The sequence below is a fragment of the Phytopseudomonas argentinensis genome (assembly GCF_900113905.1).
Taxonomy (GTDB): Bacteria; Pseudomonadota; Gammaproteobacteria; order Pseudomonadales; family Pseudomonadaceae; genus Aquipseudomonas; species Aquipseudomonas argentinensis.
Window position 1 is genome coordinate 162228 of sequence record NZ_FORC01000002.1, and the last position, 20275, is coordinate 182502.

Genomic DNA, 20275 nt, shown 5'->3' on the forward strand with positions numbered 1-20275 from the left:
CAGTACAGAAACGCCAAGAGATGTTAAAGGCCGCGCCGGACGGTCATTCGGCTGCTGGCTGGCTGCCCAGTTCGCCGAGGGCGTCGGGCTGGTTCTTGAAGGCCTTGGCGAACACCTCACGATTCCTGGCCATGTAGATACCCAGTTCTTCACCCTGATCGTCACTGAGCGACGGCACCGCTTTCTGCAATACCTCGCTGAGCAGCTCGGCCAGTTCCAGCATCTTGTCGTGACGATCTGCTTCGGCCTTATCCATAAACAAACGCTCCGGGTCGCGACTGCTGCGGTACACCACTTCGACGGCCATTCATCACCTCTACGCCTTCACGCTGATATTAAGAATACTGTTCATGCATACAGTTGTGGCAAGCATAATGAACTGCGCTGCGTTTGAACAGGGTAAACCTGAGCTGGCGTATCTGCGCGGCACCATCGCTGTATTCGGCATTTGCATGTGCCTTTCCCGAGCCGGTGCGCTTCTGTGTGCCAGCGCAGTCGGTTCGCTGGTCTTGTTCCTGCATGGAATGTCATGGGGGCGCGTCATGATCACGGCAGCCGGGCTGCATCAATCGTAAAAGGGGAAATGCCATGAAGTGGATAGACGACAGCCGCAAGCGCATGCACAAGGGCGCCAATTCGATCGGCAACCTGTTCGTCGAAGGCTTTCATTACCTGGGCCTGTTCGCTATCGGTGCGGCGACCGCCTGGGCCTCGGTGGCTGCCTTTCTGAGCATGGTGGAAAAGGGCAGTGCCAGCGTGGATGACATCCTGTTGCTGTTCATCTACCTGGAGCTGGGGGCGATGGTCGGCATCTATTTCAAGACCAACCATTTGCCGATCCGCTTTCTGCTGTACATCGCCATCACCGCGCTGACCCGCTACCTGATCGGCGACGTGTCCCATCACAAGGCACCGGACATCGGCCTGCTGTACCTGTGTGGCGGCATCTTCTTCCTGGCGCTGTCGGTGTTGGCGGTGCGTTTCGCCTCGTACCGGTTCCCGTCCAGCAAGGTGATCGATTCGACGGGCGAAGTGGTTGGCGACAGCTACACGGAGAAGTGAGCGGGTGGTTCAGTCACTCAGCGGGGCGAACAGCGCCTGCAGGTCGTCTTCGCTGAGCTGCCAGTTGCTCTGGCTGCCGCCCTCTTCGAGCAGGCCGTGGGCCAGGCTGGCCTTGGCCTGCTGCAACTGCTGGATCTTCTCTTCCACGCTGCCGCGGGCGATCAGCTTGTAGACGAACACCGGCTTGTCCTGGCCGATCCGGTAGGCACGGTCGCTGGCCTGCGCCTCGGCGGCCGGGTTCCACCAGGGGTCGAAGTGGATCACCGTGTCGGCTGCGGTCAGGTTGAGGCCCGAGCCGCCTGCCTTGAGGCTGATCAGAAACACCGGAAACTGCCCGGCCTGGAATTGCTCCACGGGCGTGCGCCGGTCGCGGGTGTTGCCGGTGAGCTTGGCGTAGGCAATGCCGCGGGCCTGCAATTCACTTTCTATCAGCGCCAGCATCGAGGTGAACTGCGAGAACAGCAGCACCCGGCGGCCTTCGCCGATCAGCGCTTCGAGCATGTCGAGCAGGCTGCTCAGCTTGCCGGAGTCGCTGCTGGTGAGTGCGGCCGCTGCCTCATCGAGCAGGCGCAGGTCGCAGCACACCTGGCGCAGGCGCAGCAGGGCCTCGAGAATCACGATCTGGCTGCGCGCCAGGCCCTGGCGGGTGATTTCCTCGCGCACCTTGCGGTCCATGGCCAGGCGCAGGATCTCGTAACGATCGCGCTGCGCCGGGGTCAGCTCCACCCACTGGGTGATTTCCGTCTTGGGCGGCAGCTCACGCGCCACCTGTTCCTTCTTGCGGCGCAGCACGAAGGGTTTGATACGCCCACGCAGGTGCGCCAGGCGTTGCTCGCTGCCGTGCTTCTCGATGGGCGTGCGGTAGTCGCGGGTAAAGCGCTTGGCGTCGCCGAGCCAGCCCGGCATCAGGAAGTTGAACAGCGACCACAGCTCGCCCAGGTTGTTTTCCAGCGGTGTACCGCTCAGGCACAGGCGCTGGCGAGCGTTGATCTGGGCGGCAGCGAGGGCGGCCTTGCTGCGTGGATTCTTGATGCTCTGCGCCTCGTCGAGGATCAGCAGGTGGAAGCGCTGGGCGGTCAGCGCCTTGAGGTCGCGCGGCAGCAGGGCATAGGTGGTGAGCACGATATCGTGCTCGGCGATCAGCTTGAACCCGCTGCGCCGCTTGCTGCCATGCAGGGCCAGCACCTTGAGGGTCGGCGCGAAGCGCGCCGCCTCGTCCTGCCAGTTGGGAATCAGGCTGGTGGGCATGACGATCAGGGCCGGCTGCTGCAGGCGACCGTGCTGCTTCTCCAGCAGGATATGCGCCAGGGTCTGCAGGGTTTTGCCCAGGCCCATGTCGTCGGCCAGTACGCCGCCGACTTCCAGCTCGCCGAGCGCCTGCATCCAGCCCAGGCCCTGCAACTGGTAGGGGCGCAGCTGCGCGGCCAGGTCGTCGGGGGCGCTCACCTCTTGTTGCGTGGTGTGTTGCAGGCGCCGGGCGAACTCGCGCAGTTCGATCCCGCCTTGCCAGTTCAGGGCCGGGCCTTGTTGCAGGGTATTCAGGCGCGCGGCATCAGCGCGCGCCAGGCGTACCCGGGTGCCGATTTCCTCGGCCTCACCGATAAACAATTCGCCCAATGCCGCCAGCAGTGGCTTGAGCCGCGCATAGGGCAGGGCCACGCGACGCTGGCTGTGTGGCAGCGTGACCAGCAACAGCTCCTCGTCCTGGCGTTGGGCCAGGGCATCGCCGGAGAGCAGCCAGGGCGAGCGGCGGATGGCTTGCAGCAATATGGGCAGCAGGCTGATGCGCTGGCCTTCCACCTCGATGCCCAGTTCCAGGTCGAACCAGCCCTGTTCGGGCACCTCGTCGACATCGGCGTACCAGTCGTCGATCTCGGCCAGGTTGTATTGGAAGTCGGGCTGGATCTCGACGCGCCAGCCTTCCTCGCGCAGGGCCGGTACCTGCTGCTGCATGAAGCTCAGCCAGGCGGCATCGCCCTGCAGTTCGAAATGCTCGCCCGGATGTTGGGCCAGGGCTTCGCTCTGCCGCAGGGCGATGCGCAGGCCAGCTTCTTCCAGGCGACGGCGCAGCTCGGCTTCGCGCGCGGCGTCGCGGATGATGCGCAACTGGCGGTTCGCGCCGAGGCGAATCAGCAGGTCCTTGGCCGCCTTGCCGACTGCGCTGTGACCCCGGTAATCGAACGCCAGGGCCGCGCGGTGCTGGGTCTGTTCCAGCATGCGCCCCTTGCGCGCATCGAAGTGCACGCGCACGTGGCTGCCCAGGGTGAGGACCGGTTGTGGGCGCAGGTCGTCCAGCAGGGTTTCGTCCACCGGCTTTTCGGTGACGATCAAGGTGCCGAGGTCATCACCGGCACGCTGTCGTGCTTCCAGGGTGAGCAGGGCGGCTGCCACGTGCTTGCAGTTGAAGCCCACCGGGCAACTGCAATGGCCGGTCACCCCCCAGCCTTTGCCGTAGGCATGCAGGGTGATGCGCTGCTGATAGGGGCGCTCGCCGCTGCCCAGGCAACTGGCGAGCAGGCTGTGATCCTTGAGGCTGAGCAGGCGGCTGAGGCCACGGGTGGCGTAGTCCTGGCCACGACGCAGTGCGCCTTCGTCGAAATCGCCGCGCCAGTCGGCCTGCTGCAGGTGCAGGATGTCGGGCATCAGGCGGTTACTCTCGGGGCGGGTACGAGGTTTGGCATGGCAGACGAAAACGATGGCAAGCCGCCGATGGTCTCACAGCTCGGCTGCGAATGGCAGCACCGGGGCCGCTAGGCGCGTTCGGTTTCTGGCTCGGTCTTGATGGCGCCGCGAATGTTCATCGCGCCCAGACAGAGTTGCAGCACGATCAGCGCGTAGGCCTGGCTGTATAGCCCCCAGGCGATCCACAGCAGGTTGCTGGCCATGAATACCCAGAAGCCCAGATTGCGGCGTCGGCGCTGCTTGGAAGCAACCAGCCAGGCGGCGATGACGGTGATCAGCATGGCTGGCCATTGCAGCCAGTCGAGGTACTCCATAAGGCATCCATAAACTAGAGGTGACCTGACTAGCGACCGACCGGACGGCGCGATCGTTCGACCTTTCAGACCGGATTGCTCTCACGCTGCGCCTTGTCCGCGTACATCTCGACATCGGCCATGCGCAACAGCTCGCTGGCGCTGGTGCCGTCCTCCGGGGCGATGGCGATGCCGATGCTGATACCGACCTGCAAGGCTTGCCCGTTGAACAGGATGGGTTCGCTTAGCTCCTCCTCCATGCGCTGCCCCAGGCGAATGGCCGCGGCCCTGTCCAGGCCCGGCAACAGGGCGGCGAACTCGTCGCCCCCCAGGCGCGCCGGGATGTCGATGCTGCGCAGCAGGGCGCGCAGCCGCTGGGCACTGACCCTTAGCACTTCGTCGCCGGCGGCGTGGCCATGGCGATCGTTGATCTGCTTGAAGTGATCGAGGTCGATCATCATCAGCGCGAAGGACGCCGAACGTCTCTTGGTCAGTGCGCTGGCAACGCTGTCATCGAACACCCGGCGGTTCGGCAGCTCGGTCAGCGGATCCTGAAGGGCCAGGGTGTTCAGTGGCCGCAGCAGGTGGCGGCCGAGCAGTACCAGCACCAGTGCCGACAGGCCCAGGCTGGCCAGTAGCAGGTAACGCTGAAAGCCCTCGATACGCTCGTAAGCTGCCATGTTGTGGCTCAGCGACTTGCCGGTGATCAGCTGCACCGCGCTGGCGTCCTGGGAATTGAGGTTGTCCAACGCCACCGAGCGCATCAGGTATTCGTCGTGCTCGTCCTGCAAGGTCCAGAGCGTACCGTCGACCAGCGCCGCCGGGTTGGCCAGCAAGCGCTCGAAGCTGCTGTTCAGGGTATTGCCATGCAACTGCCAGGCGCCTTTCTGCCCCCGGGACAGGAACACGAACTCGGTATCGGTGACCTGCTTGAGGGCTTCTGCCAGTTCGTCGTTTATGGCGAAGCCCAGGGTCAGCTCGGCCTGGGGCGTGGGCATGCTCACCACGCTGTGGATGAGTTGGTAGAGCACCCCGCTCTGGCTGCGTAGCAGGCTGACCGACTGAGCTCCTGGGCTGGCCGCTCGCGCGGCTGCCTTGAGCAGGGGGGCGAGGTCGGCCTGGGGCAGCTCCCTGGGCACGCTGGCGATCAACTGCCGGTCCAGGGTGTTGAGCAGGGCGATGTCGGCCTTCAGGCGCTTGCCGTGGTTGGCGAGCATGGACTCGATGGTGGAGCGCTCGCCCGTGGCGATGGCTTCCTTGAGACCGTAGTCGGCGGCCAGTACCGCGGCGCCCTGGATCAGCTGGCTCTGGCGCAGTTCGAGGAGCTCATCTACCACCTGGCTGGTGGTCTGCAGGCTGTTGCTGATGGCTTCTTCGGCGATGCTGCGGTTGGTGTGGGTGCTGACCAGGTAGATGACCAGCTGCACTGTCAGCAACGCCACGAGCAGCATCAGGATGATGCGTCGCTCCTGGGTCTTGATATGCCGGCTGCTTCTCATCGATTGTCCAGTCAGGGTTGTTGGTATCGAGTGTAGAGCAACGATTGGCCGGCAAGTGCCGATCGATCAGGGGCTGCGCTTGAAGATCCGCTCGGAGAACAGCAACTGGGCCAGCAGCGGATAGGCCAGGTAATGGAAGATGAAGATCAGCACGCCCATCGGGCTGGGTTCGTCCTGCAGGGTCATCAGGGTCAGCAGCCCTGCGTATAGCAGCGCGAGCATGCCGCCATACAGCCACACCAGGCGGCGACGTTCGCCACGCGTCGGCGGGCGGCGCTGCTGCCAGGCGAACAGGAGCGCCATAAGCGCCGCGATGCTGGCGGCGATCACCAGGGTCGCGAGCACGCCGCCGAGTTTGACGAAGCTGCGCAGCAGCAGGTTGAGCACCACGGCTGCCACCACCCCGACAAGGGCGTAGCGCAGCATGGCGACGGGCTGGTGGGCGGGTGGCATGGCGACGGGCTCGACAGTAGCGTTGAAGCTTGGAGTCTCGCCCGTGCCGCCCGGTTCTACAAGTTGCGATCCAGACCGAAGCGGCGCCTCAGCACCCGGTCGAGCAGGGCGCCGGGCAGCAGCGCGGAGAGCAGCGGAAGGGCGCGGCTGCCGTTGCCCAGGCGCAGCACCCGCGGGCGCTTGGCGCTGGCCACGGCAGCGAAGACGTTGCGCGCGACGTGGCTGGCCGGCGTCGGGTTGTCCTGGGAGGCGATGGCGCGGGCGCGGATGCCGTCACGCATCGGCCACCATGGTGAATGTTCACTGATCAATTGCTCGGCCTGGCGGCTGGCGTGGGTGCCGAAGCTGGATTCGATGGCGCCCGGCTGCACTTCCATCACGCCGACGCCGAAGGGGGCGAGTTCCAGCCGCAAGGCGTCGCTCAGGGCGTGCACCGCGGCCTTGGAGGCGCAGTAGGCACCTGCGAACGGGGTCACCAGCACCGCGGACACGCTGCCGATATTGATCACCAGCCCTCTGCTCTGGCGCAGCAGCGGGAACAGCGCGCGGGTCACGTTGACCAGGGCGAACACGTTGGTCTCGAATTGCTGGCGCATCGTCGTGGCGCCGCCATCGAGCAGCGGGCCCATGGCCCCGTAGCCGGCATTGTTGATCAGCACGTCGAGCCCGCCGATGCGTGTCTTGAGGGTGGCGGCCAGCTGTTCGACCGCCGCGGCGTCGTTGACATCCAGTTGCACGGCATTGAAGCCGGCTTCGCTCAGGCGCGCCACGTCTTCGCTCCTGCGCGCGCTCGCCCACACCTGGTAACCCTGCTGGGCGAAGGTATCGGCCAGTGCCCGGCCAATGCCGCTGGAGCAGCCGGTGATCAGAACCGTCGGTTGGCTCATGGGGAATCCTTGTGATTGTTGTTGTGAGGATTTCGTGGTTGTACCTAGCGACTGAAGCTGCCCTGCAAGTGCTCGGCGCGGAATTCCAGGGTGCTGGCGCGATAGCCGCTACGCAGGGTAGGCAGCGGCAGGCAGGTTTGCCAGTCGGCGCCGGGCAGCAACTCGCCGGGGCCACTGTAGCGCGGCGTTTCGTAAAGGCGCTGGGCCAGGTTGACGCTGTCGCCTGGGCGGTAGGCGGTGACCTGCCAGCGCAGCTCCTGCAGCGCGGCGTCACTGCCGTTATGCAGGTGCAGGCTCAGCGGGCGGTCGGCCGGGCAGCTTTGTGGGGCGTAGCTCAGGCGCAGTTCCAAATGGGCCAGGTTGCGGTTCTCACGGCTTTCCTGCCACAGCACCCAGCTCGCGACCAGGCCCAGCCCGGCCACGGCGGCCAGGGAGATGGGCAGGGCCTTGGCCGGGTAGCGGATCAGCAGGATGAACCAGCTGAGAACCAGAATCGCGCCGAAAATCATCGTTGGACCTTGAACGTCGAGTGTCCGCCAATCCTACACAAGGCCGATGGGCTCGGCACGCGCCCAGGGGTTGGCGGATGTTTCCACCAGAGGCTGTTCCCCTTTCAGCAAAGCTAACGGCCCCGGGCCGTCAGTCCGGCGCGTGGTCGCGCAGAAATACCAGCTTGTCGGCAGTCGAGTCCTTGGCCGAGAAGCGATAACCCTGATCGTCGAAATCCTTGAGGTGCTTGGGATCCGTCACGCGTTCCCTGATCACATGGCGGGCCATCAGGCCGCGGGCCTTCTTGGCGTAGAAGCTGATGATCTTGTACTGGCCGTTCTTCAGGTCCTTGAACTCGGTGTCGATGATCCGCGCCTTGAGCACCTTGCGCTTGACCGCGCCGAAGTACTCGTTGGAGGCCAGGTTGAGCAGCACCTCGTCGCCCTGGGCCGCCAGGGCCTGGTTCAGCCACTCGCTGATGTGTTCGCCCCAGAAGGCGTAAAGGTCCTTGCCGCGGGCATTGGCGAGCTTGGTGCCCATCTCCAGACGGTAGGGCATCATCAGGTCCAGCGGGCGCAGCAGGCCATACAGGCCGGAGAGCATGCGCAGGTGCTGCTGGGCGAAATCGAAGTCGGCCTCGCTGAAGCTTTCCGCGTCCAGGCCGGTGTACACGTCGCCCTTGAAGGCAAGCAACGCCTGCTTGGCGTTCTTTGTCGTGAAGTCGGGTGTCCAGCTGCCGAAGCGCGCGGCGTTGAGACCGGCCAGCTTGTCGGACAGGTGCATCAGCTCGGCGATTTGCGCGGGCGAGAAGTCGCGCAACTGGGCGATCAGTTCCTGGGAATGGTCGAGAAATTCGGGCTGGGTGAAGCGCGAGGTCACCGGCGCGCTGTCGTAGTCCAGGGTCTTGGCAGGTGAAATCACCATCAGCATGAGTCGTCTCCTTCGGCGGAGCGGCGATTCTAGCCGATTCGGCAACCCCCGCGTGTCACCGGGCAGGGGCCTGACTCATGACTCTAGTGCGCGGCGGGCGCGACTGCCAGGGGCATTCGTTCAACCGACAAATAAAAATAAAAAAACTGAAAAGATCATTTGCCTGTCACATTTTTTGGAGTATCAACGAACTGTGGTCAGTAGCGAACCGGGCATGAAGAACGGGTCGCGCGGGCCACGCTTTGAAAGACCGCCGAACCCTGCAGACAGGTGGCGGCCCTCGGCCCTCATCCGTTTGCGGCGCTCCTGATCGGAGTCGGTGGTCCTGTGTGGCGGAGCGCCGTCCTGGCATTCCGTCGCTGGATCCGACAAGAGGTGACGAGTATGGATGACCACGGACGCATCAAGCCCACCGCCCCAACCTTGTATGCCCTCGACACCAATGTCCTGATTCACGATCCCAACGCGTTGCTCAATTTCCAGGAACACCACGTCGCCATCCCGATGACGGTGCTGGAGGAACTCGACAAGCTGAAAACCGGCAAGCAGGGTGTCGCCGCCGAATGTCGGCAGGCCATCCGCCTTATCGACAAGATTCTCGACGGCGCCACCCCCGAGGATGTCGAGCATGGCGTGCCGATCCAGCGGGAAAAGAGCGGCCCCTGCGGCTTCCTGTCGATTCTCATGAGCAAGAGCGCGGCGCCGGTGACCTGGCTGCCGGAAGACCTCAACGACAACAAGATCATCAACCAGCTGGTGGAGCTCAAGGCGCGCCGCCCGGGAATGTCCGTGGTGCTGGTGACCAAGGACATCAACATGCGCCTCAAGGCGCGTGGCTGTGGGCTGGATTCCGAGGATTACCACACCGATCAGTTGGTCGACGACGTCTCGTTGCTGTCCAGGGGTTACCACAACGTCGAGGGTGCCTTCTGGGATCGCGTCGCCAAGGTCGACACCCGCCAGGGCCATGGGCGCACCTGGCATCGCGTGCAGCTCAGCGAAGAGCTGCCGGCGGTCAACGTCAACGAATTCATCATCGACGAGCAGGGTTTCGTCGGCTGGGTCAAGGAGGTGGAGGGCAACGAGCTGCTGATTCTCGACCTGCACCAGGAGCCGTTGCTGCACCAGGAAGCCTGGGGGCTCAAGCCGCGCGACATCTACCAGGCGCTGGCGCTCTATGCGCTGCTCGACCCGGACATCCATCTGGTCAACCTGACCGGTGCCGCCGGTTCGGGCAAGACCATCCTGGCACTGGCCGCGGCCATCGAGCAGACCATGGTCAGCAAGCGCTACCGGCGCATCATCGCCACCCGTAGCGTGCAGGGCCTGGACCAGGAAATCGGCTTTCTGCCCGGCACCGAGGCCGAGAAGATGGAGCCCTGGCTGGGCGCCATCACCGACAACCTCGAAGCCCTGCACATGGACGACGAGAACACCCACGGCAGCGTCGACTACATCCTGCAAAAGGTGCCCTTGCAGTTCAAGTCGCTGAACTACATCCGCGGGCGCAGCTTTCAGCAGAGCCTGATCCTCATCGACGAATGCCAGAACCTCACCCCGCATCAGATGAAGACCATCATCACCCGTGCCGGCGCCGGCTCCAAGGTGATCTGCCTGGGCAACCTGGCGCAGATCGACACCCCTTACCTGTCTGCCCCCAGCTCCGGCCTGACCTACCTCACCGAGCGCTTCAAGGGTTTCGAGCACGGCGTGCACATCACCCTGCAGGGCGTGCCACGTTCGATTCTTGCCGAGTACGCGGAAAGCCACATGTAACCCCACGCCCCGGAGCCGCCTGGCGGCTCCGGGGCCCCATTGCGGCGTCCGTGGTTTGCAGGGGGCGGTGCGCGGCCTACAATCGCCAGGTTTTCTACTTGGAGATTGCCCGTGCTGACCCATCTCGACTCCCAGGGGCGCGCCAATATGGTCGACGTCAGCGACAAGGCGCAGACCGTGCGTGAAGCCGCGGCCGAGGCCCGGGTGCGTATGCTGCCCACCACCTTGCAGATGATCGTCGACGGCGAGCACCCCAAGGGCGATGTCTTCGCCGTGGCGCGAATCGCCGGCATCCAGGCCGCGAAAAAGACTTCCGATCTGATTCCGTTGTGTCATCCGCTGCTGCTCACCAGCGTCAAGGTCGAGCTGCAGGCCGATGGCGACGACGCGGTGCTGATTCGCGCGCGCTGCAAACTCACCGGCCAGACCGGCGTGGAAATGGAAGCGCTGACTGCCGCCAGCGTGGCAGCGCTGACTATCTACGACATGTGCAAGGCGGTGGATCGCGGCATGGTCATCGAGCAGGTGCGCCTGCTGGAAAAACTCGGTGGCAAGAGTGGTCACTTCCTGGCGGGCGAGGGCGAGCGATGATCCGCGTGCAGTACTTCGCCCGTTACCGGGAAGCCCTGGGCCTGGATAGCGAGGAGTTGTCAGGCAGTTTCGCCAGCCTCGACGAGCTGCGCCTGCATCTGCTGGCCCGCGGCGGCGCCTGGGAGGTGCTCGCCGAGCGTGGGCTGATGTGCGCTCGCAACGAGGAACTCTGTGCATTGAGCGAGCCGCTGGTCGATGGCGACTCGGTGGCCTTCTTTCCCACGGTTACCGGAGGCTGAGATGGGCATTCGCGTCCAGCAGGGCGTCTTCGATCCGGGGCAGGAGACCAACGCCGTGCATGCCGCCAACACCGGCGTCGGCGCAGTGGCATGCTTCGTCGGCTATGTGCGCGACTTCAATGACGGCCAGGACGTGGCAGGCATGTTTCTCGAGCATTTCCCGGGCATGACCGAAAAGGCCCTGGCCGGCATCGAGGCCCAGGCCCGCGAGCGCTGGCCGTTGCTTGGCGTCGAGGTGGTTCACCGGGTCGGGCGGCTGGAGCCGGGCGAGCCAATCGTTTTCGTCGGCGTGGCCAGCGCCCACCGCCAGGCGGCCTTTCAGGCCTGCGAGTTCATCATGGACTACCTGAAAACCCGCGCGCCGTTCTGGAAAAAGGAAGACACCCCCAGCGGCCCGCGTTGGGTCGAGGGCCGTGAAAGCGATCAGGCGTCCGCCAGGCGTTGGCAGGCCGATAGCTGAAAGGCGTCAGCCGAACTCGATAAACACCTTGAAGAACAGCGGGGCGAACATCGACAGGCCGCCAAGCCCCGTCAGCCAGATGCCCCATTCCTGTTCGCGGTTGTTGAAGCCGATGCCCAGCAGCAGAAAGCCGCTGATCAGCAGCACGATCATGATGTGGAAAGCGTCCATGGCGAAGCCTCCTCGGAAGTGTCGCGTGCCAGGAGCTGCGCCGCTGTCTTGGCATGCCAAGACAGCGGCGGCCTACACCTTGAGCATAGTCGAGGGGGCGGGTGATGGCGCTGATCCAGAGCAATTCGCGGGATCGATAATGGGCGGCTTTAGCCGTCCGCCTGGTCGCGGTGAAGGCATGGTGGGTCGGCCGGTTCACCGATTTAATTCGCGGTTGCGGCCGGGCGCGATTAAAATCGCCGCCTGAATTCTCCTGCTACCCAAGGATCCTGTTATGCCCCGTATCGGAACCCCCCTGTCGCCCAGCGCGACCCGTGTGTTGCTGTGTGGCTCGGGCGAGCTCGGCAAGGAAGTGGTCATCGAACTGCAGCGCCTCGGTGTGGAAGTGATCGCCGTCGATCGCTACGCCAACGCACCGGCCATGCAGGTGGCGCATCGCAGCCACGTGATCAACATGCTCGACGGCGCGGCGCTGCGTGCGGTGATCGAGCAGGAGAAGCCGCACTACATCGTGCCGGAGATCGAGGCGATCGCCACCGCCACCCTGGTCGAGCTGGAAAACGAAGGCTATACCGTGATCCCCAGCGCCCGCGCCGCGCAGCTGACCATGAACCGTGAAGGCATCCGCCGCCTGGCTGCCGAGGAGCTCGGTCTGCCGACTTCGCCCTACAAGTTCGCCGATTCCTTCGAGGAGTTCCAGGCGGCAGTAAGTGCCATCGGTTTCCCGTGCGTGGTCAAGCCGATCATGAGCTCGTCTGGCAAGGGCCAGTCGGTGCTCAAGGGCGCCGACGACGTGCAGAAAGCCTGGGATTACGCCCAGGCCGGCGGCCGTGCCGGCAAGGGCCGGGTGATCGTCGAGGGCTTTATCGACTTCGATTACGAAATCACCCTGCTGACCGTGCGCCACGTCGGTGGCACCACCTTCTGCGCGCCGGTTGGCCATCGCCAGGAAAAGGGCGACTACCAGGAATCCTGGCAGCCCCAGGCGATGAGCGCGGCCGCCCGCGCCGAGGCCGAGCGTATCGCCCTGGCCGTTACCGGCTCGCTGGGTGGCCGCGGCCTGTTCGGCGTCGAGCTGTTCGTCAAGGGCGATCAGGTGTGGTTCTGCGAAATCTCGCCGCGCCCGCACGATACCGGCCTGGTGACCCTGATCTCCCAGGATCTGTCGGAATTCGCCCTGCATGCTCGCGCCATTCTCGGCCTGCCGATCCCGGCGATCCGCCAGTTCGGGCCCTCCGCCTCGGCGGTGATTCTGGTCGAAGGTGAATCCACCCAAGTCAGCTTTGGCAGCCTGGGTGCTGCACTCACCGAGGCGGATACCGCGCTGCGTCTGTTCGGCAAGCCGGAAGTCAGCGGTCAGCGGCGCATGGGCGTGGCCCTGGCCCGCGACGAGTCGCTGGAAGCAGCGCGCGCCAAGGCGCTGCGGTCGGCACAGGCGGTCAAGGTCGAGCTGTAACGCTCGAACCTTTTTCCGCTAGCGCAACGGCCGCAAAGTGGCGAAAGCGGCCGGTCGCCCCCGTTAGGGTGGCTGGTAATTATCTGTGGGAGCGGGCCATGCCCGCGAAAAATCACGAGCATGGACTAGGCGTCCCCGCCCGTACCGACATGAGTCCGCCAGCATTACCGAGTCGTTTATGTGCTCGGTTCCGCTCTGACGAGCGGGTTTCTTTTGGCATTGCCCGGATGGCCGGCCCCGCCAAAAGAAACCAAAAGGTCTAGCCCCGCCATCCGGCCCCGGCTTCGCCGGGGTTCCCTCGCTTCATCATTGTTCCGAGGGCCCGACCTAGGCGGCCCCCCACGAAGGGCCATCCTTGGCCCATCGCGGCTCTCGCGACATCCATGTCGCTCAACCCTCTCCACAACGATTCCACTCGGCCTCCTGAAGGGGCGATTGGCGTCGTCAGTTACTTTTGCACGAGAGAAACATAAAGAAGCCAAAGCGCTGGATGTCCGCTTTTGCCTTCTTCCCGTCGACCCGTAAGGAATGCGAACTCTCGATTACGGGCGCCCGTTAACAGCTTCTCGGCACCAGCGGCGTCGTGCTGCTGGTCGTGCTTCAGTGCTGCTGGGCCTCCCAGGCCCGCACTTCCAGCACTCGGCTGCCGCTGGCCTGGACGATCTCCAGCCGATAGCGGCCAACCTGCAGGCACACCGCGCAGTCGGGGATGTTCTCGAGCAGTTCGGTGACCAGGCCATTGACCGTCTTTGGCCCATCCACCGGTAGCTGCCAGCCCAGGGCCCTGTTCACTTCACGCAGGTAGGCGCTGCCCTGGATCGACCAGGTGCCATCACCCAGCGGGTGAAATTCGCGGGGGTGGGCGGTTTCCACCGAACTCAGGTCGCCAACGATCTCTTCGAGGATGTCTTCCAGGGTGACGATGCCCATGGCTTCGCCGTACTCGTCGACCACCACGGCGGTGCGGTACTTGTGCTGCTGGAAGCTCACCAGCTGGTTGGACAGCGTGGTGCCTTCCGGCACGAAGTAAGCGGCATCACAGGCCTGCAGTACGGCCGCTTCATCCAGCTCATTGCGCCCGGCCAGGCGGCGCATGTGCAGGATGCCTTCGGTCTGGTTGAGGCTGTTGCGGTACACCGGCAGGCGGGTGTGCGAAGCCCCGCGGACCTGGTCGAGCAGCGCAGTGCTGCCCAGCAGGTCGATGCCGTTGATCTCGTGGCGCGGGATCATCACGTCCTCGACACTGACCTTGTCCAACTCCAGCACGCCGAGCAGCATGGCGCGCCGCTCGGCAGGCAGCGGCAGGTCATCGGCCTGCAGGGCCGCACGCAACTCGGTGAGGCTGGGCGCATCGTCGGGCTCGCAGTCCTGGTCGGTCTTGCCGATACGGCGGCGCAGCCCCTGGCCGACCGTCGTCAGCAGGTGGGTCAGCGGCGACAAGGCCAGGCTGACCAGGGTCAGCGGGGCGCTGGCCGGGTAGGCGAACAGCGGCGGTGGCAGGATGGCGAGCAGGCGCCCGACGGGATGGGCCAGCATCAGCACGGCCAGGGTCAGGATGAAGGGTGACGGCGCCAGGGTGCCGGGAGCGCCGTGGCGCAAGGCTAGCAGGGTGGCGGCCACCGAGGCAGCCATGGTGCTGCAGATGGTGCCGATACGCAGGGTGGCCGACAGCCGTTGTGGCTGGTCGAGCAGAGCGATCAGCCGGGCGGCCGCGCGATGGCCCTGGCGCGCCCGGTAGCGCAGCCGATAGCGGTTGAGGCCGAACAGCACGGTGCGCGCGCAGATGAAAAAGCTCGCACAGCCCAGCAGGGTCAGCAACAGGGCCAGCTGGAAAAGCGGGGAGGGCGTGTTCACGGCTCAGATATGGAGGATGAATTCACGTACCAGCTTGCTGCCGAAGAACGCCAGCATCAGCAGGCAGAACCCCGCCAGCGTCCAGCGAATCGCCTTGTGCCCGCGCCAGCCCAGCTGATGGCGGCCCCACAGCAATACGGCGAACACTACCCAGGCGAAGCACGACAGGATGGTCTTGTGCACCAGGTGCTGGGTGAACAGGTTGTCGATGAACAGTGCACCGGACAGCAGCGACAGCGACAGCAGCGCCCAGCCGCTCCACAGAAATCCGAACAGCAGGCTCTCCATTGTCTGCAGCGGCGGGAAATTGCGAATCAGCCCGGATGGATGCTTGTGCTTGAGCTGGTGATCCTGCACCAGCAAGAGCAGCGACTGGAACATGGCGATGGTCAGCATGCCGTAGGCGACGATCGACAGCAGGATATGGGCAAGGATGCCTGGGCCTTCTTCTATCGGCTGGCTGGTGCCGCTGGGCATGAATTGCGCGCACAGCACGGTCAGCCCGCCGAGCGGAAACAGAAACAGCAGCAGGTTGTGCACGGGCATGCGCTGGCAGGCCAGCAGGATAAGGGCGATCACCGTGAAGGCGATCAGGCTCGAGGTGTTGAAGAAGTCCAGGTTCAACCCGGCGGTGTAGTGCATCTGCATGAACAGGCTGCCACCGTGGAACAGCAGGGCAACCACGCCCACCAGCAGCAAAACGGCGTTGCTGGGCTGGCTGCGGCGGGCCAAATGCAGGCCTTGGTAACCGGCGGCGCCAAAATAAAGGACGGCTGCGGCGAGACTGGGCAACAGAGGGTGCATAGATCCTGGATGACGAGAGCCTGAAAGGCGCCGAGTGTGGCACACAACGGGGGACGCAAAAAGACTGCAAGTGGTATCAGGTCTCACTAGGGTCTGTTGAGGCTTCGCGCACGGCCGCGCCGGCGCCCGTTTTTTCGCGAGGCAAGGCACGAGCCGCGAAGTTTAGCTGGCTAAATGAGCCGGCGAGAAACGCCGCATCGCGACAAAACGGGCCCGACCCTGCGGGTTGCGCGAGAAATCTCGCCATGCGTTGTTGGAGGACTTGAAAAGGGAACGCCATTCCCTGCGTCCTCCGCCTAGCGGATCGCCGCCCGGCCTGGCGAGATTTCTCGCGGCAACGCGGCTCGCGCTGAAGCCTCAACAGACCCTGGGTCGCAGGCGCACCGACAAACAAGCCTCGAAAGCCGGCCAGTCTTCGTTATAATCCGCCGTTTGCTGCCAGCCCATCCCGGCCCGACGGCCCGAAAGGAACGCGCATGTTCGAAAATTTAACCGATCGCCTCTCGCAGACCCTGCGCAGCGTCACTGGCAAGGCCAAGCTGACCGAGGACAATATCAAGGACACCCTGCGCGAAGTGCGCATGGCGTTGCTCGAGGCCGACGTGGCGTTGCCCGTGGTCAAGGATTTCGTCGCCCGCGTCAAGGATCGTGCGGTCGGTACCGAGGTATCCAAGAGCCTGACCCCGGGCCAGGCATTCGTGAAGATCGTGCGCCTGGAGCTGGAAAGCCTCATGGGTGCGGCCAACGAAGACCTCGACCTGAGCACCACGCCGCCGGCAGTGGTGTTGATGGCCGGTCTGCAGGGCGCGGGCAAGACCACCACCGTCGGCAAGCTGGCGCGCCTGCTCAAGGAGCGCAAGAAGAACGTGATGGTGGTGTCCGCGGACGTCTACCGTCCGGCGGCGATCAAGCAGCTGGAAACCCTGGCGAGTGACATCGGCGTAACCTTCTTCCCGTCCGATATTACCCAGAAGCCGGTGGCCATCGCCGAAGCGGCGATTCGCGAAGCCAAGCTCAAGTACATCGACGTGGTGCTGGTGGATACCGCCGGCCGTCTGGCCATCGATGCCGAGATGATGGCCGAGATCCAGGCGCTGCACGCCGCGATCAAACCGGTGGAAACCCTGTTCGTGGTCGATGCCATGACCGGTCAGGACGCCGCCAATACCGCCAAGGCCTTCAACGATGCACTGCCGCTTACCGGCGTGGTGCTCACCAAGGTCGATGGCGATGCCCGTGGCGGTGCGGCGCTGTCGGTGCGCGCCATCACCGGCAAACCGATCAAGTTCATCGGTATGGGCGAGAAGAGCGAAGCCCTCGAGCCCTTCCACCCCGAGCGGATCGCTTCGCGCATCCTCGGCATGGGCGACGTGCTCAGCCTGATCGAGCAGGCCGAGCAGACCCTCGATCGCGACAAGGCCGAGAAGCTCACCAAGAAGCTCAAGAAGGGCAAGGGTTTCGATCTCGAAGACTTCCGCGACCAGCTCGTGCAGATGAAGAGCATGGGTGGCCTCGGCGGTCTGATGGACAAGCTGCCGCAGATGGGGGGCGTCAACCTGTCGCAAATGGGCGGCGCCCAGGGCGCGGCCGAGAAGCAGTTCAAGCAGATGGAAGCGATCATCAATTCGATGACCCCGGCCGAGCGCCGCGATCCCGATATCATCAGCGGCTCGCGCAAGCGCCGTATCGCCATGGGCTCCGGCACCCAGGTGCAGGACATCGGCCGGCTGATCAAGCAGCACAAACAGATGCAGAAAATGATGAAGAAATTCAGCGCCAAGGGCGGCATGGCCAAGATGATGCGCGGCATGGGCAGCATGATGCCCGGCGGCGGCATGCCGAAGTTCTGATGGCTCTGGCCGGCCGCTCGACGGCCGGCGGAAAAAGAGATTTGCAAACAGCCGCATAATCCTTAGAATATGCGGCCTTTCGGGCCTAGGCCCATTTTTGATGTGTGCCTCAAGTTAGCACCGACTACAGGAACGATGTTCACATGGTAACTATTCGTCTCGCTCGTGGCGGCTCCAAAAAGCGCCCCTTCTACCACCTCACCGTGACCAACAGCCGCAATGCGCGCGACGGTCGCTTCGTTGAGCGTATCGGTTTCTTCAACCCGATCGCCTCGGGTGCTGAAGTAAAGCTGTCCGTGAATCAAGAGCGCGCCACCTACTGGCTGAGCCAGGGTGCCCAGCCGTCTGAGCGCGTTGCTCAGCTGCTCAAAGAAGCTGCCAAGGCTGCCGCCTAAGCACTTTATGAGCACGACGCCAGCTCCCGCCGAGGACTTGATGGTTCTTGGCAAGATTGTCTCGGTGCATGGCGTCAAGGGTGAGGTGAAGGTGTTTTCCTTTACCGACCCTGTGGATAACGTGCTCGATTACCCTCGCTGGACGCTGCGGCGCGATGGCGAGGTGAAACAGGTTGAACTGGCTGGTGGACGCTTGCAGGGCAAGGTTCTGGTCGCCAGGCTGAAGGGGCTCGATGATCGTGAAGTGGCGCGTACCTACGCGGGCTTCGAGATCTGCGTTCCCCGCAGCCAGCTGCCGGAGCTCGATGACGGCGAGTTCTACTGGTACCAGCTGGAGGGTCTCAAGGTCGTTGATCAGGCAGGGCAATTGCTCGGCAAGGTCGATCATCTGTTCGAGACCGGTGCCAACGATGTGATGGTGGTCAAGCCTTGCGCTGACAGCCTCGATGACCGAGAGCGCCTGCTGCCGTATACGCAGCATTGCGTGCTGTCGATCAATCTCGAAGCTGGCGAGATGCAGGTCGACTGGGATGCGGACTTCTAAACGCCATGCCGAGCTTGCGCGTCGATGTCATTACGCTGTTCCCGGAAATGTTCGCCGCCATCGGCGATTACGGCATTACCAGCCGTGCGGTGAGGCAGGAGCTGTTGCAGCTGACCTGCTGGAACCCACGCAGTTACACCACGGATCGTCATCACACGGTTGACGACCGCCCCTTCGGTGGCGGTCCTGGCATGGTGATGAAGATCAAGCCGCTTGAGAATGCCCTGGCCGATGCCAGGCAGGCCAGCGGCGGCCAGGCGAAGGTGATCTACCTCTCGCCACAGGGTCGCCCGCTGACCCAGGCGGCGGTACGCGAGCTGGCGAAGGAGGAGCGTTTGATCCTTATCGCCGGCCGCTACGAAGGCGTCGACGAGCGTTTCATCGAAACCCACGTCGACGAGGAATGGTCGATCGGCGACTACGTCCTGTCCGGCGGTGAGCTGCCGGCCATGGTGCTGATCGATGCGGTAACGCGCCTTTTGCCTGGTGCATTGGGTCATGCAGATTCGGCCGAGGAAGACTCCTTCACGGATGGCTTGCTCGACTGCCCGCACTACACCCGTCCGGAGGTGTATGCGGATAAACGTGTTCCTGAGGTGCTGCTTGGCGGCAACCATGAACACATCCGGCGCTGGCGTTTGCAGCAGTCCCTGGGACGCACCTGGGAACGCCGTGTCGATCTTCTGGATAGCCGCTCGCTTTCTGGAGAAGAGAAAAAGCTGCTGGAGGAATACATCCGCCAGCGGGACGATAACTAAATATCGATGGCCGGCCTGACGGCCCGTCTTAGGAGCGCAGCATGACCAACAAAATCATTCAGCAGATCGAAGCTGAGCAGATGAGCAAAGAGATCCCGACCTTTGCCCCGGGCGACACCGTAATCGTCCAGGTAAAAGTAAAGGAAGGTGACCGTCAGCGTCTGCAGGCGTTCGAAGGTGTAGTAATCGCCAAGCGTAACCGTGGTCTGAACAGCGCCTTCACCGTGCGCAAGATCTCCAGCGGCGTTGGCGTTGAGCGTACTTTCCAGACCTACAGCCCGCTGGTTGACAGCCTGGCAGTCAAGCGTCGTGGTGACGTTCGCAAGGCCAAGCTGTACTACCTCCGCGACCTGTCCGGCAAGGCAGCACGCATCAAGGAAAAACTGGTTTAATCCAGCTTTCCCCACGAAAAAAGCAGCCTCGGCTGCTTTTTTCGTTTCTGGCGTTTGGCGAGGCGGCGGGCAGTGGTATTGCTTTTGCCAGTGAGCGCCATGGGCGCGACATTACGGGCCTGCGCAGCGCCTGCCAGCCGGGTGCCGATGACGGCTTGTGCCTTGTCGAGGCTATCCCCATGAGCGCGGTTTCGTATCCCCTGAGGCCGCCAAGATCGTGAGCAGGTGCTAGTGATGACAACCCGAGAGCAGGAAATCCAGCGGCGTATCGAGCTATCCGAAACCCGCGTGGCCAAGGCGGTCTTCCCACCGACCACCAATCATCACAACACGCTGTTCGGCGGTACAGCCATGGCCTGGATGGACGAGGTGTCGTTCATCGCCGCCACGCGTTTCTGTCGGTTGCCGTTGGTGACCGTGTCATCGGATCGTATCGACTTCAATCATCCGATTCCGGCTGGCACCATCGTCGAATTGGTCGGCCGGGTGAGTACGGTTGGCAATACCAGCATGAAGGTGCAGGTCGATGTCTTCGTCGAAGACATGTACGGCGCAGGCCGTGAGCTGGCCATCCAGGGCGCGTTCAGCTTCGTCGCCATGGGCGAGGACGGCAAGCCGGTGGCGGTGTTGCCTGGCTATTGAGCATCCCCCTGAGTAGCCTCGTGAACATATTGGCAGAGCAGAACTGAA

General features: G+C 63.8%; 23 protein-coding genes. 12 read left to right on the top strand and 11 right to left on the bottom strand.

Features of this window, described 5'->3' with window-relative positions; all coding sequences use genetic code 11:
* Window positions 1-43: 43 nt before the first annotated feature.
* Entirely contained in the window at window positions 44-307 is a 264-nt protein-coding gene (locus BM154_RS09275; RefSeq protein WP_074882581.1) for a YebG family protein, read from the bottom strand.
* Between the two features lie 281 nt (window positions 308-588).
* Between BM154_RS09275 and BM154_RS09280 the strand changes: the two genes are divergently transcribed.
* On the top strand, window positions 589-1062 hold the full coding sequence (locus BM154_RS09280) for a phosphate-starvation-inducible protein PsiE (protein ID WP_074882582.1): 474 nt from the start codon (window positions 589-591) through the stop codon (window positions 1060-1062).
* 9 nt (window positions 1063-1071) lie between these two features.
* Here the strand turns inward: BM154_RS09280 and BM154_RS09285 are convergent, their stop codons facing one another.
* From BM154_RS09285 to yaaA, 7 genes are all read right to left on the bottom strand, one after another.
* Window positions 1072-3705, bottom strand: coding sequence for a DEAD/DEAH box helicase (locus BM154_RS09285; RefSeq protein ID WP_074882583.1), 2634 nt, complete (start codon window positions 3703-3705; stop codon window positions 1072-1074).
* 107 nt (window positions 3706-3812) lie between these two features.
* Window positions 3813-4058 (bottom strand): hypothetical protein, encoded by a 246-nt coding sequence (locus BM154_RS09290; RefSeq protein ID WP_074882584.1) that lies wholly within the window; start codon window positions 4056-4058, stop codon window positions 3813-3815.
* A 65-nt stretch (window positions 4059-4123) separates the two neighbouring features.
* Window positions 4124-5536 (bottom strand): GGDEF domain-containing protein, encoded by a 1413-nt coding sequence (locus BM154_RS09295; RefSeq protein ID WP_074882585.1) that lies wholly within the window; start codon window positions 5534-5536, stop codon window positions 4124-4126.
* Between the two features lie 66 nt (window positions 5537-5602).
* Window positions 5603-5989: an ABZJ_00895 family protein gene (locus BM154_RS09300; protein ID WP_074882586.1), complete on the bottom strand. Its 387-nt coding sequence runs from the start codon at window positions 5987-5989 to the stop codon at window positions 5603-5605.
* Between the two features lie 56 nt (window positions 5990-6045).
* Entirely contained in the window at window positions 6046-6876 is an 831-nt protein-coding gene (locus BM154_RS09305; RefSeq protein ID WP_074882587.1) for an SDR family oxidoreductase, read from the bottom strand.
* Between the two features lie 44 nt (window positions 6877-6920).
* Window positions 6921-7385 (bottom strand): multidrug transporter, encoded by a 465-nt coding sequence (locus tag BM154_RS09310; RefSeq protein ID WP_074882588.1) that lies wholly within the window; start codon window positions 7383-7385, stop codon window positions 6921-6923.
* A gap of 130 nt (window positions 7386-7515) precedes the next feature.
* Window positions 7516-8295: a peroxide stress protein YaaA gene (gene yaaA, locus BM154_RS09315; RefSeq protein WP_074882589.1), complete on the bottom strand. Its 780-nt coding sequence runs from the start codon at window positions 8293-8295 to the stop codon at window positions 7516-7518.
* A gap of 384 nt (window positions 8296-8679) precedes the next feature.
* Between yaaA and BM154_RS09320 the strand changes: the two genes are divergently transcribed.
* From BM154_RS09320 to moaE, 4 genes are all read left to right on the top strand, one after another.
* Complete coding sequence (locus BM154_RS09320; protein WP_074882590.1) at window positions 8680-10071, top strand: PhoH family protein; 1392 nt, start codon at window positions 8680-8682, stop codon at window positions 10069-10071.
* Window positions 10072-10182: 111 nt separating this feature from the next.
* Window positions 10183-10662 (top strand): cyclic pyranopterin monophosphate synthase MoaC, encoded by a 480-nt coding sequence (gene moaC / locus BM154_RS09325; RefSeq protein ID WP_074882591.1) that lies wholly within the window; start codon window positions 10183-10185, stop codon window positions 10660-10662.
* The gene (locus tag BM154_RS09330) at window positions 10659-10901 is read left to right on the top strand and encodes a MoaD/ThiS family protein (protein WP_074882592.1); all 243 of its coding nucleotides are present in this window, start codon (window positions 10659-10661) and stop codon (window positions 10899-10901) included. The genes moaC and BM154_RS09330 overlap by 4 nt, the downstream gene beginning before the upstream one ends.
* A 1-nt stretch (window position 10902) precedes the next feature.
* Window positions 10903-11361, top strand: a complete 459-nt coding sequence (gene moaE / locus BM154_RS09335) for a molybdopterin synthase catalytic subunit MoaE (RefSeq protein WP_074882593.1) — start codon at window positions 10903-10905, stop codon at window positions 11359-11361.
* A 6-nt stretch (window positions 11362-11367) separates the two neighbouring features.
* On the opposite strand, the gene BM154_RS24160 is transcribed toward moaE, so the two are convergent.
* On the bottom strand, window positions 11368-11532 hold the full coding sequence (locus BM154_RS24160) for a hypothetical protein (protein ID WP_167364675.1): 165 nt from the start codon (window positions 11530-11532) through the stop codon (window positions 11368-11370).
* Between the two features lie 274 nt (window positions 11533-11806).
* Here BM154_RS24160 and purT point away from each other — a divergent pair, with 274 nt between their 5' ends.
* Entirely contained in the window at window positions 11807-12988 is a 1182-nt protein-coding gene (gene purT / locus BM154_RS09340) for a formate-dependent phosphoribosylglycinamide formyltransferase (RefSeq protein ID WP_074882594.1), read from the top strand.
* A gap of 600 nt (window positions 12989-13588) precedes the next feature.
* Here purT and BM154_RS09345 read toward each other — a convergent pair.
* Together BM154_RS09345 and BM154_RS09350 are read right to left on the bottom strand one after the other, a co-directional pair.
* Window positions 13589-14842: an HlyC/CorC family transporter gene (locus BM154_RS09345; RefSeq protein WP_074882595.1), complete on the bottom strand. Its 1254-nt coding sequence runs from the start codon at window positions 14840-14842 to the stop codon at window positions 13589-13591.
* Between the two features lie 3 nt (window positions 14843-14845).
* Window positions 14846-15646, bottom strand: coding sequence for a cytochrome C assembly family protein (locus tag BM154_RS09350; protein ID WP_074882596.1), 801 nt, complete (start codon window positions 15644-15646; stop codon window positions 14846-14848).
* Window positions 15647-16122: 476 nt separating this feature from the next.
* Between BM154_RS09350 and ffh the strand changes: the two genes are divergently transcribed.
* The 6 genes from ffh (at window position 16123) to BM154_RS09380 (ending at window position 20227) form a co-directional block, all read left to right on the top strand.
* Window positions 16123-17496, top strand: coding sequence for a signal recognition particle protein (gene ffh, locus BM154_RS09355; RefSeq protein WP_074882597.1), 1374 nt, complete (start codon window positions 16123-16125; stop codon window positions 17494-17496).
* Window positions 17497-17639: 143 nt separating this feature from the next.
* Complete coding sequence (rpsP, locus tag BM154_RS09360) at window positions 17640-17891, top strand: 30S ribosomal protein S16 (protein ID WP_009403592.1); 252 nt, start codon at window positions 17640-17642, stop codon at window positions 17889-17891.
* Window positions 17892-17898: 7 nt separating this feature from the next.
* On the top strand, window positions 17899-18435 hold the full coding sequence (rimM, locus tag BM154_RS09365; RefSeq protein WP_074882598.1) for a ribosome maturation factor RimM: 537 nt from the start codon (window positions 17899-17901) through the stop codon (window positions 18433-18435).
* Between the two features lie 5 nt (window positions 18436-18440).
* Window positions 18441-19193 carry a tRNA (guanosine(37)-N1)-methyltransferase TrmD gene (trmD, locus tag BM154_RS09370; protein WP_074882599.1) on the top strand — a complete coding sequence of 251 codons (753 nt, stop codon included), beginning with the start codon at window positions 18441-18443 and terminating at the stop codon, window positions 19191-19193.
* Window positions 19194-19234: 41 nt separating this feature from the next.
* A complete protein-coding gene (gene rplS / locus BM154_RS09375; RefSeq protein ID WP_074882600.1) occupies window positions 19235-19585 on the top strand; it encodes a 50S ribosomal protein L19 in 351 nt (116 codons plus the stop codon).
* Between the two features lie 234 nt (window positions 19586-19819).
* Window positions 19820-20227: an acyl-CoA thioesterase gene (locus BM154_RS09380; protein WP_074882601.1), complete on the top strand. Its 408-nt coding sequence runs from the start codon at window positions 19820-19822 to the stop codon at window positions 20225-20227.
* Window positions 20228-20275 lie beyond the last annotated feature (48 nt).

Bases quoted from the DNA above. Each gene is read 5' to 3' on its own strand.
- BM154_RS09380 (WP_074882601.1), top strand. From the start codon at position 19,820: ATGACAACCCGAGAGCAGGAAATCCAGCGGCGTATCGAGCTATCCGAA.
- BM154_RS09350 (WP_074882596.1), bottom strand. From the start codon at position 15,646: ATGCACCCTCTGTTGCCCAGTCTCGCCGCAGCCGTCCTTTATTTTGGC.
- rimM (WP_074882598.1), top strand. From the start codon at position 17,899: ATGAGCACGACGCCAGCTCCCGCCGAGGACTTGATGGTTCTTGGCAAG.
- BM154_RS09320 (WP_074882590.1), top strand. From the start codon at position 8,680: ATGGATGACCACGGACGCATCAAGCCCACCGCCCCAACCTTGTATGCC.
- yaaA (WP_074882589.1), bottom strand. From the start codon at position 8,295: ATGCTGATGGTGATTTCACCTGCCAAGACCCTGGACTACGACAGCGCG.
- trmD (WP_074882599.1), top strand. From the start codon at position 18,441: ATGCCGAGCTTGCGCGTCGATGTCATTACGCTGTTCCCGGAAATGTTC.
- BM154_RS09330 (WP_074882592.1), top strand. From the start codon at position 10,659: ATGATCCGCGTGCAGTACTTCGCCCGTTACCGGGAAGCCCTGGGCCTG.
- BM154_RS09300 (WP_074882586.1), bottom strand. From the start codon at position 5,989: ATGCCACCCGCCCACCAGCCCGTCGCCATGCTGCGCTACGCCCTTGTC.
- BM154_RS09275 (WP_074882581.1), bottom strand. From the start codon at position 307: ATGGCCGTCGAAGTGGTGTACCGCAGCAGTCGCGACCCGGAGCGTTTG.
- BM154_RS09280 (WP_074882582.1), top strand. From the start codon at position 589: ATGAAGTGGATAGACGACAGCCGCAAGCGCATGCACAAGGGCGCCAAT.
- BM154_RS09290 (WP_074882584.1), bottom strand. From the start codon at position 4,058: ATGGAGTACCTCGACTGGCTGCAATGGCCAGCCATGCTGATCACCGTC.
- rpsP (WP_009403592.1), top strand. From the start codon at position 17,640: ATGGTAACTATTCGTCTCGCTCGTGGCGGCTCCAAAAAGCGCCCCTTC.
- BM154_RS24160 (WP_167364675.1), bottom strand. From the start codon at position 11,532: ATGGACGCTTTCCACATCATGATCGTGCTGCTGATCAGCGGCTTTCTG.
- purT (WP_074882594.1), top strand. From the start codon at position 11,807: ATGCCCCGTATCGGAACCCCCCTGTCGCCCAGCGCGACCCGTGTGTTG.
- BM154_RS09305 (WP_074882587.1), bottom strand. From the start codon at position 6,876: ATGAGCCAACCGACGGTTCTGATCACCGGCTGCTCCAGCGGCATTGGC.
- BM154_RS09295 (WP_074882585.1), bottom strand. From the start codon at position 5,536: ATGAGAAGCAGCCGGCATATCAAGACCCAGGAGCGACGCATCATCCTG.
- rplS (WP_074882600.1), top strand. From the start codon at position 19,235: ATGACCAACAAAATCATTCAGCAGATCGAAGCTGAGCAGATGAGCAAA.
- BM154_RS09310 (WP_074882588.1), bottom strand. From the start codon at position 7,385: ATGATTTTCGGCGCGATTCTGGTTCTCAGCTGGTTCATCCTGCTGATC.
- moaE (WP_074882593.1), top strand. From the start codon at position 10,903: ATGGGCATTCGCGTCCAGCAGGGCGTCTTCGATCCGGGGCAGGAGACC.
- BM154_RS09285 (WP_074882583.1), bottom strand. From the start codon at position 3,705: ATGCCCGACATCCTGCACCTGCAGCAGGCCGACTGGCGCGGCGATTTC.
- ffh (WP_074882597.1), top strand. From the start codon at position 16,123: ATGTTCGAAAATTTAACCGATCGCCTCTCGCAGACCCTGCGCAGCGTC.